Below are 12,356 nucleotides of genomic sequence, written 5' to 3' on the forward strand. Positions count from 1 at the left end.
GTCAAGCCGTAGGCTGACCGCACCGGCCGAAGGGGAGAACGAATGGCTATCGAACGCAAGAACCTGCGTTCCCAGGTGCGCGAGGAGCTGCTCACCCGCATGCGCGCCGGACAGGTCAGGCCCGGCGAGGGCATCAACGAGGTGCAGCTCGCCGCTGAGCTCGGCGTGAGCCGCACCCCCCTGCGGGAGGCCCTGATCGCCCTGGAGTCCGAGGGCCAGATCACCAGTGAGAACGGCAAGGGCTTCCGTTTCGTGCCGCTCAGCGCCGGCGAGTTCGAGGACCTCGCGCCGGTGATGGCGACCCTGGAGAGCCTCGCCCTCGAGCTCAGCGCGGTCGAGGATCTGAAGAAGGTCGGCGTGCGCCTGGTCGAGCTCGCCGACGCGTTCACCGACGAGCACGTCGAGCACGCCCTCGTGATGACCAAGGACGACGAGTGGCACGCCCTCATGCTGTCCGTCTGCCCGAACCGGCGCCTGCTCGACGTGATCGAGAGCGTGCGCGGATCCTTCCACCGCTATGAGGCCCTCCTCGTCGCGGATGACGTGAAGATCGATCGGGTCGCCGCCGAGCACGCCGCGATCGCGCACGCCCTCGCGGACGGCGACGTGCCGGCCGCGATCGACGCCCTCAAGGTCAACTGGATGCATGGCATGCGCCGGATCCTCGACAACTCCTCCAGCGCGTACTTCAGCGCCTGACTCCAGCCCGCCCCGCCCCGCCGGCGACACACGCGTTTCCCTCCCCTCGCCGTCTTCCCCTCCCCGCACAGACGTCGCTGCGAGGAGGGAAAGACGACCGGGGGAGGGAAACGCCGCATCCGCCGGGTGCTCCGGGCCGCGGCGAGCGCCCGCTGCGGCGAGCGCCCGCGCCGGGTCATCCCTTGACGGCGCCGCCGAGCAGGCCCGCCACGAACTGCTTCTGGAAGACCAGGAACAGCACGAGCAGCGGCAGCGTCGCCAGCAAGGATCCGAGCATGAGCCCGGAGTAGTCGACCCGGCTCAGGCCGATCATCGTGTTCAGCGCGACCGGGACGGTGTACCGGTCCTCCGAGTTGAGCATGAGCAGCGGCCAGATGAACGAGTTCCACTGGCTGATGAACGTGTAGATCACGAGCGCCGCGATCTGCGGGCGCGCGACCGGCAGCACGATCCGGTAGAAGGTGCGCAGCTCACTCGCGCCGTCGATCCGAGCCGCCTCGATGAGCGAGGCCGGGAAATCGAGGAACCCCTGCCGCATCAGGAAGATGCCGAACGCGTTCGCGAGGAACGGGACGATCAGCGCCTGGTAGCTGTCGATCCATCCGGCGCTGGCCATCATCTGGAACAGCGGCACGAGCAGCACCTGCATCGGGATCATCATGGTGACGAGGATCACGCCCAGCAGCACGCCGCGACCGCGGAACCGGTAGGTGGCGAGCCCATATCCGCACATGATGCTGACCAGCGAGCTGAACACCGTGTAGACCACGGCCACGAGCACGCTGTTGAGCATCACCTGCCCGAAGCCGATGCTCTCCTGCAGCCGGCCGAGGTTCTGCCAGAACTCGCCGCCGGGCAGGATCGGCAGCGGGGTGACGAAGAGGTCGCTGGTCTTGTGCGTGGAGGCGATGACCATCCACAGGAACGGGATCAGTGCGAGCACGCTCGCCACGATCATGACCGCGTAGACCGGCGCCCGCAGCACGATCCTGCGCAGCAGCGGCTCGCCGGAACGGTCCGCGGGCTGACCGAGGCGCCGGCCGCGGCCGGTGGTGATCAGTTGGGTCGTCATGGCTTCTCCCTCATGATGCGGAACTGGATCACGGCGATGATCCCGGTGAGGATCACGAGCATCCAGGCGATCGCGCTCGCGTAGCCGAAGTCGAACTGCTGGAAGCCGATCTTGTACAGGTAGAGCACCGGCGTGAGCGTCGCGTTGTTCGGGCCGCCGCCGGTGAGGATGAAGTTCTCGTCGAAGAGCTGCAGCGCGCCGATCGTCGACGTGACGCTGGTGAAGATCAGCACCGGCCGCAGCTGGGGGACGACGATGTGCCGGAAGATCTGCCAGCGCCCCGCACCGTCGATGCGCGCCGCCTCGTAGAGTTCGGGCGGGATCGACTGGAGCCCGGCGAGGATGATGACCATGTTGTAACCGGTCCAGCGCCAGGTGATCGAGGCGATCACCGCCACCCGCGCCCACCACTCGTTGTTCAGCCAATCGATGGGGCCCGCACCGAACAGGGCGAGGAACTGGTTCAGCATGCCGCCGTCCGTAGTCATGATCACCCGGAACACGACCGAGTACGCGACCAGCGTCGTAATCGACGGCAGGAAGGTGAGCAGACGGAACCCAGCCCGGAAGCGTAGCCATGCCTGGTTCAACAGGTAGGCGAGGCCCACGGCGAGCGCGATCATGATCGGCACCTGCACGACCAGGAGGAGCAGCGCATTGCCCAGGCTCTTCAGTACGAGCGGATCCCGGAACATCCGCGCGTACTGGTCGAGACCGACGAAGGTGCTGACGCCGCCCGAGGTGCGGAAGAAGCTCTGCAGCAGCGACACCGCGAGTGGGTACGCGAAGAACAGCGCGAGCAGCGCAGCCGCCGGAAGGGCGAACCACAGCCCTGGGCGCTGCATGCGCGCGGCGAAGCGCCGGCCCGTGCGAGGGGAGTCGTGACGGTTCTCGTCTCGGCTCCCCTCCGCGGAAGGCCGCCGCATGGTGGCGACCGTCATGTCAGCCCGCGATCTTGCGACCAGTCGAGTTCGCGATCTGCGCGGCCGCGTCGTCGAGCGCCTTCTTCGGATCCTCACCGTTCAGCACCGCGGCGCTGACCGCGTTGATCACGGCGTCGCTCGCGACCGACTGGTCGGAGGTGAAGGCGATGGACGGGATCTTCGGCGTCAGCTCGGCGAAGGTCTGGAACACCTTCTGCCCGCCGAAGTACTCGCTCGGCTGCTCGAAGAAGTCGGCCTTCAGCGCCGGCAGATACGCCGGGAAGAGCCCCTCCTTCTGCATCATGCTCGACTGGTTGTCGGTGTTGGCCAGCACGTAGCTCATGAAGTCGGCCGCGAGCTGCGGGTTCTTCGCCTGCGCCGGGATCGCGAGACCGGATCCGCCGTTGTTCGAGGTCGGGGCGCTGGCGTCGTCGAACACCGGCAGGTCCCGCACGGCGTACTTCCCGCTAAGCTCGGGCGCCTCGCCCTCGAGGGTGCCGATCCACCAGACCGCCTCGGGGGTAACGGCGGAGTCGCCGTCCTTCGCGCTCGTGACGCTCGCGTCCCAGCCCTTGGCGTTGGTGATCAGCCCCTTCTGCTGCATGGTCTGCAGCAGGGTGAGCGCGCGAACGGCGTCCGGCGAGTTCACCGTGATGTCGCCCTTGTCGTCGAAGTAGCCGGCGCCCTGCTGCTGCAGGTACATCGAGAGGGATCCGCCCGCGGAGAGGTCGGCGGTGAGCAGCGTGTGTCCCGTGGCCGCCTTGATCTTCTCCCCGGCGGCGACGAGATCGTCCCAGGTCTTCACGGCGGAGGGATCCACGCCCGCGGCCTGGAAGTAGTCGGTGCGGTAGTACAGCCCGACCGTGCCGGAGTCCCACGGCGCCATGCGCAGCGCGCCACCCTTGTCGGTGCCGGTCGACCACTTGAACGGGTCGAAGTCGGCCTTCTTGTCGCCGAGCACAGGCGAGAGGTCCGCGAAGCCCTTCGGGAACTGCGTGAGGTAGCTCTGGTTGTGGTCGGTCTCGAGCGTGATCAGGTCGGGGAGGCCGGTGCCGGCCTGCAACCCGACCGAGATCTTGTCGTAGGCGTTGTCGTAGCCGATGTCGACGACCTTGATCGTGGTGCCCTTATGCGCCTTCTCATAGTCGGCGCCGAGGCGCTTGAGCGCTGTCGCGGCGACGTCCCACGACCAGATCGTGATCGTGCCTGTGGCCTGGGCGCCCGGCTTCAGCGCCTCGCCGCCGGTCTGCGCCCCTCCGCCGAACGCGCACCCGGACAGGGCGACGGTCGCCGCAGCCCCCATCGCCAGCGCGAGCATGCCGCGTCGCTTCATCATGACCTCCTCGTCAATATTGGATATTGCATACAGTACACGCGTGGTTACGCTAACACCAGGGTTCGTCGAGGCAGGGCCGGCGAATGCGTCGAGGCCCCCTCGCAACGCCGAGACCCCCTCGCAGCCGCGCAGGCAGGAGGGGGTCTCGATGCTCAGAGGGGGCGCGGGCCGCGGGTCAGCGGCTGAGTTCGACCGCCAGGTCGAGGAACAGCGCGGCCGACCACGCGAACGCCGTGGTCGCGCGCTCGGCCTTGAGGCCCGTGCGCGGGTTGAAGTACTCGTGCGGGCCGCCGCCGTGGATCACCAGGCGCACGGTCTGCTCGCGCAGCGCCCTCGCCCGCTCGGGCTGACCCGCTGTGTCCAGCCCCTCGGCGATGAGGGCACTGGTGTTGATCCAGATCGGGCCGCGCCACATCCGTTCCGGGGAGAAGTCCGGATCCGACGCCGACACGGTCGGCAGCCCCCACTCCAACGCGTAGCGTTCCGGGTCGTCGATCGCCGCGAGCAGGGCGGCGCGGGCGTCTTGCGGAAGCCCTTCCACGCGCAGCGGCATGAGCCCCACCACGGTGTCGCTCGCGATGCGCTCGCCGTCGTGGCCGGACGCATGGTCGCCGGATCCGGGACCGCGCGCGATGAAGCGCCGCTCGGCCGGATCCCACAGCCGTTCCATGAGGAGCGCGGCCGTGCGTTCGGCGCGGGCCAGGTGCGGCGCGGTGTCATGACACGGCAGGTAGCGCGCCGCGAGCGCGGCGATCTCCCGGTCCTGCTGCACGAGGTAGGCGGCGAGGTCGGGGGCGGTCGTGGGGATCGGCCCGTCGAACACGGGGCTGTCGTCGAGGCCGGACGAGTACGGGTGGCCGTACTCCGGCAGACCGTCGCGGTCGAGGTCGGATCCGTTCCGCTCCGGCCCCGCGAACCACCAGTCCTGAGACCGGATCACGCGCTCGAGCTGGTCCGCGGCCCACTCCGGCGCGTCCTCGGCCTCGAGCACCTTGCGCAGCGCCCACGCGGCGAGCGGCGGCTTGGTGAGCGGCACAGGGGCGCTCGGATCCGCCACCTGCGAGCCCGCGCGCCGCAGCGTCGCCCGGTCGGACTCGGGCAGGTCGTCGCTCGTGGCGAGCACGCCCTGCTCGTGCACGACGTCGGGCAGCTGCCCGTTCTCGCGCGGGAACCGGAACGCCAGCTCGAGCTGCTCCCTGGCGAGCTCGGGGTCGCCGTGGCGCAGGCCGACCGCGATGAAGTACGCGTCCCACTGCCAGAGCCCGACGTAGCCGATCTTCGACGGCACGATCGCACGAGCGCCCTCGAGCGCGGGCAGCTCCACGATGTTCGCGCCGAGCACCCACCAGCAGAACGCCGCCATGTCCTGCAGGTCCTCGCGGACCCGCGGGCAGCGGTCGAACCAGGCGCCCCACTCCCGTTCGAGCGCCGCGAGCGCATACTCGTGCGCCGGGGCGGGCTGTGCGGAGACGAGCGCACCACGGTCGGCGGCCACGTCGATGCGCAGGCCCGGTCCGATCGCGTGGCGGGATTCGGCGCCGTCCGGCAGCGCGAGGAGCATCGAGGCCGACGGGTCTCCGCCGATGCTGAGCGCACGCAGCCCGTCGAAGGTGAGGGTGACGCTGCCGAACGAGATCCGGTGCGGCTGCACGTCGACGACGGGCAGCACGCGGCCGGCGCCGTCGAGCACCTCGAGCGCATCCAGCACGCGGCACTCGTCGAGCCCCCGCTCATACTCGGACGTGTGCACGCGCACGCCGTCGCCCTCGCGGAAGACCAGCAGACGCGAACGGGGCATCGTGAACGGGGCGGTCACCAGATCGAGATGGCCGCCAGCCGCGAGTGCGAGCTCTGCCGCGGACGGCGCACCATCATCCGTCACCTCAGCGCCCTCCGAGTCCGGAGGCGGCCATGCTGTTCAGGATCCGCCGCTGTCCGATCACGAACACGATCAGCATCGGCACGGTCGAGATCGCCGAGGCGGCCATCACCAGCCCGTAGTTCACCGAGCCGAACTGACCCTGGAACGACTGCAGCAGCAGCGGGACCGTGAACAGGTCGGGCGTGTTGAGCAGCACGAGCGGGAACAGGAAGGAGTTCCACACGTCGAGGGCGACGATGATGCTGAGCGCGGCAAGGCCCGGCCTCAGGTTCGGCAGGATCACCTGGAAGAACGTGCGGATCCGCCCCGCGCCGTCCACGAGCGCCGCTTCCTCGAGCTCCCGCGGCAGCGACAGCACGAACTGGCGCATCAGGAACACCGCGAACGGGTTCGCGATCATGCCGGGGATGATGAGCGCGAGATGCGAATCCACCCAGCCCAGCTGCGACATCAGCAGGTAGAACGGGATGAGCGTGACCTGCTTGGGGATCATCTGCGTGGCGAGGAAGACGATGAACAGCACCTTGGATCCGCGGAAGCGGATGCGGGCGAACGCGTAGCCCGCCATCGACGCGGTGATGAGCGTGCCGGCGACGACGAGCACGGCGATGTAGGCGCTGTTCAGATAGGCCTGCGCGAAAGGCACCGCGTTCCACGCCTGGACGTAGTTGTCGAACGTCCACGGGCTCGGCAGCAGCGAGAGCGGGTTCTTGAGCAGCTGCGGCAGGGTCTTGAACGAGGTCAGCAGCATCCACACGAACGGGAACACCATTCCGAGCCCCGCGACGATCAGCACGACGTGCAGGATCGTGGCGGACAGCCGACGGCGGCCCTTGCCCGCGGCGCGAGGGCGGATCCGCCGGCCGGGGGCGACGAGGGCGATCGTGGAGTCGGTGGCGGGCGCGTGGCCGCCGGTCGTGATGCGCGTGGTGTCGACGCTCATGCGGGGTCATCCTCGTAGTGGACGAACTTGTTCTGCGCGGCGAACTGGATCCCCGTGATCACGAGGGTCAGCAGCAGCAGGATGATGCTCGCGGCCGATGAGAGGCCGAAGTCGAACTTCTTCATGCCCAGGTCGTAGATGTGATAGACGATCGTGCGGGTGGCGTTGTCCGGGCCGGCGTTCCGCACGAGCACGTAGACCGTGTCGAAGGTCTGCAGCGACGAGATGAAGGCGATCACCGAGGAGAAGAAGACGATCGGCGACAGCAGCGGCAGCCGGATCGCGGTGAACAGCCGCCAGGCGCCTGCCCCGTCGATCCGCGCGGCCTCGATCACCGACGGCGAGATGTTCTGCAGTCCGGCGAGGAAGATGATCACGTTGAGCCCGAGCGACGACCAGATCGTCACGATGCACACGGCGATCAGCGCGAGCCGCGGATCCTGCAACCAGTCCGGCGGCGCGATCCCGAAGATCGTGGAGATGGCGGACGACAGCACACCGTCCGCGCGGAACATCTGCTGCCACATCATCGCGACCGCCACCGTCGAGGTGACCACCGGCGCGAAGAAGAGCACGAGGTAGAGCGTGCGGGTCTTCAGCTTCTCCAGCGCCACCGCGATGGTCACGGCGAGAGCAAGGCCGATCGGCACCGTGATGATCGCGATGAGCAGCGTGTTCAGGATTGCGCGGCCGAAGAGCGGATCCGCCAGTTCGGCGCTGAAGTTGTCGAAACCGACCCAGCTGAGGTCGGACAGGCCGTCCCAGTGCGCGAACGCGAGCACGAGGCTCGCGAGAAACGGCACCACCACGAACAGCCCCATGCCGATCAGCTGCGGCCCGACGAAGGCGTATCCCCAGCGCCGGTCGCGGCGGCGCCAGGCGGCCTCGCGCCGCCACCCGGGCGCCGTCGACGACGACGCCCGGGTGCTCACCGACGGTGCAGTCATGCTCACTTGCCGTCCTGGACCAGCTTGCCGACCGCGTCGAGCGTGGCCTGCGCGTCCTGCTTGCCCTGGTAGAGGGCGAGGAACTGATCGCCGATGCCGCCGCGGATGCCGGGCAGGCGCGCCTCGGTCGGGTAATTGACGAAGCCGATGTCGCGCATGTCGAGGAAGGTCTGCGCATGCGCGGGGTAGCCGTCCAGCACCACCTTGTCGGCGCCCTTGATGGACGGGACCGCGTTTCCGCCGCCCTGCAGGCGCAGGGTCTGGCCCTCGGCCGAGAGGAACTCGGTCCAGAACGTGAACGCCGCGTCCTTAACCTTGGTGCCCTTGTTGATCGCGAGGAACGAGGTGGCGACGCCGGTCGGCGCGGCCTTGCCGTCGGGCGTCGGCCACGGCGCGATGTCGTACGAGTCCTTCACGCCGGCGCCCTCGACGGTGCCGATCGTGTAGCGCCCCTGCACGAAGAACCCGGCCTTGTGCGCGACGAAGACGCTGTCGGCGCCCGCCCCGTCGGGGAGGGTGTCGGCGACGAGGAAGGTCTTGTCCTGGAACAGGGATCCGAACTGGTCCAGCGCCTTGACGGCGTCGGCGTCCTTGTTCGCGACGAACTTCCCGCTCTTGTCATACGGCGCGGACACGCCCTGCGAGCTCAGCCAGCTCCACTGCGTGGCCCAGTAGTTCCAGAACATCGTGCCGGTGAGGCCCGCGTCGTGCAGCTTCTTGTTCATGTCCAGGAACGCGCTCGTCGTCCACTTGCCCTCGGCGGCGAGGGTCGCGGGGTCGTCGGTGACGCCCGCGGCCTTGAGCGCCTCCTTGTCGTACCAGAACACGTCGGGGTTCGAGTCGTTCGGAGCCGCGTAGATCTCGCCGTCCTTCTCCGCCGCACCGAACAGGCCCGGCGAGAAGTCATCGACCTTGCTCTGGCTCTTCGAGCCGTTCATGAGGCTCTTGAGCGGCATCAGCCGGTTGGATCCGACGAACTGGCCGATCATGTCGTCGCCCACGTAGAAGACGTCGGGCGCCGTGTTGCTGGTCAGCTGCGCGAGGAGCTTGGAGTGGTAATCGTCGTAGCCGGCGACGGGCTGCAGCTTCACCGTGATGTCGGGGTGGCGCTTCATGAACTCCTTGTCGAAGTCCTGGTAGCGCTTGAGCTCGTCCGCGCTGCCCCACGTCGACCAGACGACGGTGGCCTTGCCGTCGGCGGCCGAACCGCCTCCGTGGGAGCCGCCGCTGCACGCGGCGAGGCCGAGCATGAGTGCGCCGGCGGACACTGCCGCGAGCGTGCGCAGGAGTCGAGGGTTCGAGCGGGGCATGACGCCACCTCTTTCGTCGTTGAAGGGCAGTTCGGAGGTCGGGACGCACTCAGTATTATGTATACAGACGACGTTTGTCAACGGCCACGCGTCGGATCTCGTCGTTCTGGAGCGGCGCACGGGTCGTAGCCGAGGCAGCGTCGAGGCGGCGGCACCTGCGATGATCGTGCGCCCGACGATCGCCGATGCACGACGCGGCACAGCGGAAGGTCCACCCGCCGCAGAGTGGTCTGATCCGGAGGTGCATCAACGGGCCTACGCTCGAGGGGTGAGCCTGCTCGTCACCGTCCCCACCGCCGAACTCGCCGCTGACATCGCCGCCCAGGGCCCGCTGCCCGACGGCGTGGAGGTGCAGGTGTGGGACATGACCGCACCCCCACCCGCGCCTCGGATCGACATCGTCGTGCCGTCGTACCTCGGCCGGCAGCGTTTCTCCGCGCTGGACGGCGTCGAGGTGGGCCTCGTGCAGGGCCAGATGATCGGCTACGAAGCCGTGATCGACCGGGTGCCCTCGGGCGTGCCGTTCGCGAACGCCGCCAGCGTGCATGAGCCGGCGACCGCCGAGCTCGCCCTCGCGCTGACCCTCGCGGCGCAGCGCGAGCTGCCGCGGTTCGTGCGGGCACAGGACGCGGGTCTGTGGGACCGGGCGTTCACCTCGAGCCTCGCGGATCGCCGCGTGCTGCTGGTCGGCATCGGCGGCGTCGGAAGGGCCGTGGCCCGACGCCTCGCCGGGTTCGAGACCTCGATCACCGCGGTCGCGCAGACCGCCCGCACCGAGATGATCGATGGCGTCGGCGAGATCGCCGTGCATGCGCTCGCCGACCTGCCCGCGCTCCTGCCCGACGCGGAGATCGTCATCCTGTCACTGCCGGGCGGATCCGCCACGCACCAGCTGTTCGACGCGGACATGCTGGCACGTATGGCCGACGGAGCGCTGCTCGTCAACGTCGGCCGCGGCACACTCGTCGACACGGACGCCCTGATCGCCGAGAACGGCCGGATTCGCGCGGCCCTGGACGTCATGGATCCGGAGCCGCTGCCCGAGGGCCACCCGCTGTGGACCACCCCCGGCGTGCTGTTCACCCCGCACGTCGGCGGCGCCTCGACCGCGATGAACCCGCGTATCGCTGCGCTGGTGCGCACCCAGATCGACCGCATGCTCGCCGGCGAGGAGCCGGCGAACCTCATCCCCCGGTGACCGGTGCGGATTCCGCAGTGACCGATGCGGAATCCGGGGCCGCTCCCGCTCGCCTTCCGTCGCGTCGTCCGCGCGTATGGCTCGTCGGCGCGTATCTAGTTCAGGATGGATGCACCGAATCGGCTGTTCTCGGATCCGAATTCCGCGGATTTGCGAAATCCAACCTGAATACGAGACACCGACTCGACCGCGGTAGCTCTCCGGCGCGGCGGGGCCGGGCGCTCGAACCGATTCGATCCGCGCGTTTCCGGGATCCGCCGCCCTCCCGGTACCCTGATCGCATGGCCGAGATCGAGCAGCAGTCCGCCCCCGGATCCGAGTGGTGGCGCACCGCCGTCATCTATCAGATCTACCCGCGCTCCTTCGCCGACGCGAACGGCGACGGCATCGGCGATCTGCCCGGTATCACCTCCCGGCTGGATGCGCTGCAGGAGCTCGGCGTCGACGCGATCTGGCTGAGCCCGTTCATGCCGAGTCCGCAGAAAGATGCGGGCTACGACGTCTCGGACTACCGCGGAGTGGATCCGCTGTTCGGCACGCTCGAGGACTTCGACGCGATGCTCGCCGCAGCGCACGCCCGCAGCATCCGCGTGATCGTCGACCTCGTGCCGAACCACTCGTCCGACCAGCACCGCTGGTTCCAGGAGGCGCTGAAGGCCGCCCCGGGCAGCCCCGAGCGCGCCCGCTACATCTTCCGCGACGGCAAGGGCGAGCACGGCGAGCTGCCGCCCAACAACTGGCAGAGCGTGTTCGGCGGCGGCATGTGGACCCGCGTGACCGAGGCCGACGGCACCCCCGGCCAGTGGTACCTGCACATCTTCGACACCAGCCAGCCCGACTTCGACTGGACGAACGAGGAGGTGCGCGAGGAGTTCCGCGGCGTGCTGCGGTTCTGGCTCGACCGCGGTGTCGACGGCTTCCGGGTGGATGTCGCGCACGGCATGATCAAGAAGGCGGGGCTGCCCGACTACACGCCCGACGAGGGCGCCGACTCCATGGGCGGCGACCAGGAGGACGTGCCCTACTGGGGCCAGCCCGGCGTGCACGAGATCTACCGCGACTGGCACGATGTGCTCGCCGCCTACGACGGCGACCGCGCCCTGTGCGCCGAGGCATGGATGCCCACGCTCGAGCAGATCGCGCTCTGGGTGCGCCCCGATGAGATGAACCAGGCGTTCAACTTCAACTACCTGATGACGCCGTGGAACGCCGACGAGCTGCGCACCGTGATCCGCGACTCCCTGGACGCGTTCGGCGCGGTCGGCGCGCCGAGCACCTGGGTGCTGTCCAACCACGACGTGGTGCGCCACGCCTCGCGCCTGGCGCTCACATGGGACAACCCGCAGGGCGACGGCATCGGTCCGCGGGACGAGCCCAAGCCCGACCGCGCGGTCGGACTCGCCCGTGCCCGCGCCGCGAGCACGGTGATGCTGTCGCTGCCCGGATCCGCCTACCTGTACCAGGGCGAGGAGCTGGGCCTGCCGGAGGCCCTGGAGATCCCCGACGAGTTCCGGCAGGATCCGACCTGGTTCCGCACGAGCGGCGAGCGCTACGGGCGCGACGGCTGCCGGGTGCCGCTGCCGTGGAGCGGCACCGCACCGTCGTACGGCTTCAACGACACCGGCGCTTCGTGGCTGCCGCAGCCGGCGGAGTGGGCGGAGCACGCGCGCGCCGCCGAGGAGGGCGATGACGGCTCCACGCTGGAGCTGTACAAGACGCTGCTCGGACTGCGCAATGAGCGCGGGCTCGGATCCGGATCCCTCGTGTGGGAGGACCTCGGATCCGACGCGGTCGCGTTCCGGCGCGGCGACCTGCACGTCGTGGCGAACCTCGGCGAGGCACCCCTGCCGCTCCCCGCGGGTGCCGCGGTCGTGGTGCACAGCGCACCGGGCTCCGGGACCGTGCTGCCGCCGAACGCGGCGGCCTGGTACACGATCGGCTGAGCCCGCTCCTTGCGGCGGACCGCCCTTATGGCACGCCCCTGTGGCCGACTCCGGAGCCGGCCCCGGGCCGTTCCCGACCGCGAGACTGCAACCCTGTTGCGAG

The 12,356-nt window shown here is 69.2% G+C and carries 10 protein-coding genes; 3 read left to right on the top strand and 7 right to left on the bottom strand.

Translation table 11 applies throughout. From position 1 onward, the window contains the following. The first annotated feature begins 42 nt into the window (after positions 1 to 42). Complete coding sequence (locus AB4078_RS12505; RefSeq protein ID WP_441977396.1) at positions 43 to 699, top strand: GntR family transcriptional regulator; 657 nt, start codon at positions 43 to 45, stop codon at positions 697 to 699. 175 nt (positions 700 to 874) lie between these two features. On the opposite strand, the gene AB4078_RS12510 is transcribed toward AB4078_RS12505, so the two are convergent. The 7 genes from AB4078_RS12510 to AB4078_RS12540 form a co-directional block, all read right to left on the bottom strand. Then, positions 875 to 1,771, bottom strand: a complete 897-nt coding sequence (locus tag AB4078_RS12510; RefSeq protein ID WP_441977397.1) for a carbohydrate ABC transporter permease — start codon at positions 1,769 to 1,771, stop codon at positions 875 to 877. Further along, positions 1,768 to 2,712 (bottom strand): carbohydrate ABC transporter permease, encoded by a 945-nt coding sequence (locus AB4078_RS12515; RefSeq protein WP_441977398.1) that lies wholly within the window; start codon positions 2,710 to 2,712, stop codon positions 1,768 to 1,770. The genes AB4078_RS12510 and AB4078_RS12515 overlap by 4 nt, the downstream gene beginning before the upstream one ends. A 1-nt stretch (position 2,713) precedes the next feature. After that, complete coding sequence (locus tag AB4078_RS12520; protein WP_441977399.1) at positions 2,714 to 4,030, bottom strand: ABC transporter substrate-binding protein; 1,317 nt, start codon at positions 4,028 to 4,030, stop codon at positions 2,714 to 2,716. A gap of 175 nt (positions 4,031 to 4,205) precedes the next feature. Continuing rightward, entirely contained in the window at positions 4,206 to 5,912 is a 1,707-nt protein-coding gene (locus AB4078_RS12525) for an amylo-alpha-1,6-glucosidase (protein WP_441977400.1), read from the bottom strand. Between the two features lies 1 nt (position 5,913). Beyond that, positions 5,914 to 6,855 carry a carbohydrate ABC transporter permease gene (locus tag AB4078_RS12530; protein WP_441977401.1) on the bottom strand — a complete coding sequence of 314 codons (942 nt, stop codon included), beginning with the start codon at positions 6,853 to 6,855 and terminating at the stop codon, positions 5,914 to 5,916. Then, positions 6,852 to 7,802, bottom strand: coding sequence for a carbohydrate ABC transporter permease (locus AB4078_RS12535; protein ID WP_441977540.1), 951 nt, complete (start codon positions 7,800 to 7,802; stop codon positions 6,852 to 6,854). The genes AB4078_RS12530 and AB4078_RS12535 overlap by 4 nt, the downstream gene beginning before the upstream one ends. A gap of 2 nt (positions 7,803 to 7,804) precedes the next feature. Beyond that, complete coding sequence (locus AB4078_RS12540; protein WP_441977402.1) at positions 7,805 to 9,112, bottom strand: ABC transporter substrate-binding protein; 1,308 nt, start codon at positions 9,110 to 9,112, stop codon at positions 7,805 to 7,807. A gap of 268 nt (positions 9,113 to 9,380) precedes the next feature. Here AB4078_RS12540 and AB4078_RS12545 point away from each other — a divergent pair, with 268 nt between their 5' ends. Both AB4078_RS12545 and AB4078_RS12550 read left to right on the top strand, forming a co-directional pair. Further along, the gene (locus AB4078_RS12545; RefSeq protein ID WP_441977403.1) at positions 9,381 to 10,310 is read left to right on the top strand and encodes a 2-hydroxyacid dehydrogenase; all 930 of its coding nucleotides are present in this window, start codon (positions 9,381 to 9,383) and stop codon (positions 10,308 to 10,310) included. Positions 10,311 to 10,591: 281 nt separating this feature from the next. Next, complete coding sequence (locus AB4078_RS12550; protein ID WP_441977404.1) at positions 10,592 to 12,253, top strand: glycoside hydrolase family 13 protein; 1,662 nt, start codon at positions 10,592 to 10,594, stop codon at positions 12,251 to 12,253. The last annotated feature ends 103 nt before the right edge of the window (positions 12,254 to 12,356 follow it).

Origin of the sequence: Microbacterium sp. 2MCAF23 (assembly GCF_052115565.1) — a bacterium.
Taxonomy (GTDB): domain Bacteria; phylum Actinomycetota; class Actinomycetes; order Actinomycetales; family Microbacteriaceae; genus Microbacterium.